This window comes from Algoriphagus hitonicola (genome assembly GCF_900113375.1).
Classification (GTDB): Bacteria; Bacteroidota; Bacteroidia; order Cytophagales; family Cyclobacteriaceae; genus Algoriphagus; species Algoriphagus hitonicola.
Window position 1 is genome coordinate 1 of sequence record NZ_FOPC01000034.1, and the last position, 1098, is coordinate 1098.

Genomic DNA, 1098 nt, shown 5'->3' on the forward strand with positions numbered 1-1098 from the left:
CTTTCCAACTTTGCAGGGATTCTACCCCCTGCCGAAAAGCCAAGTCTGGATAAAATAAGCTCCTTATCAACTCCCCAAAATCCGATACAATTCCATATTCAAATAGTTGTCTATTCCGCTGATTCTTCGCTTTTCACTCACTTCCAAACCGATAAGAAATCCCAAATTGAACCGCAATATTTCTGTATCGAATTTCATCTTGAATTTTATAACCAATAGATGCTGCCAGCAAACTGGTCCAATAGTCATGAGGATGGTCAGAACGAAGATAGGTGGCTGAAAGGTTTACACCAAGCTTTTCAGACAGCGAGTAGGCTACTTTGGTTTCCAGTCCATAAGCAAATTCTCGTAAGTTAGTCGGCACTGGTCCATCTACAGGAAATGGCCTTAGTGGAATGGCTGTGGTCTCTGAAATCTGATAGGTCCAGGAATAAAAAGGAAACTCCAGGTTATTTATCCCTGCCAGGCCAGTAAATCGAACCTCCATGCGAAGAATAGGCACACGATACCCTATTCCTATGTAAAAGAGACTAGCGCGATAAGGATCGCTTTCCAGTCTACCTGGAACTTCAAACGGCATTCCGTTTAAATCAATTTCAGATTTAAAATTGGCATTGTAAAAGGTCTGTTGTGGATGGGTATCTATAGAATGTTGGGTATTAAGATAATTTAGGCTTATAAAAACCGAAGAAGTGAGAGGATAGGTCAGATTTAGTCCCAGACTGTAGCCCAGTTCTGCTTGACCTCCCTCATTTTTGAGAAATCCCTGAAATCTCTCTGGATTAGAGCTGGGTGGGACAGGTTCTAAGGATGGAGCGATAGAAATTTCCTTAAAATGGCCAACAGGTACGGCCAGTCCACCGGAAAAACCGAATTTGATTTTTTCGAAGAATTTCTGTTGTGAAAAAGCTTCCGCTGATAAGATTGAAAGGATTATAAACAATAGAGGAGCCTTATTCATTTTTTATCAATCTAGATTCCAAAACCACATCCTCACCTATTTTTACTCTGACAAGGTAATCTCCCTTTGGAAGATCCTGGATATCCACTTTTTCATCAGCGGTAATCTTAAATTCAAGAATTTTACTGCTCTTATAT

At 40.3% G+C, this 1098-nt stretch carries 1 protein-coding gene; it reads right to left on the reverse strand.

What is annotated here, in order from left to right:
* Window positions 1-133: 133 nt before the first annotated feature.
* On the reverse strand, window positions 134-961 hold the full coding sequence (locus BM043_RS19295; protein WP_092794911.1) for an outer membrane beta-barrel protein: 828 nt from the start codon (window positions 959-961) through the stop codon (window positions 134-136).
* Between the last annotated feature and the right edge of the window lie 137 nt (window positions 962-1098).

What these genes read in the sequence shown, in the direction of transcription:
- BM043_RS19295 (WP_092794911.1), bottom strand. Translation starts at nt 961, where the DNA reads ATGAATAAGGCTCCTCTATTGTTTATAATCCTTTCAATCTTATCAGCG.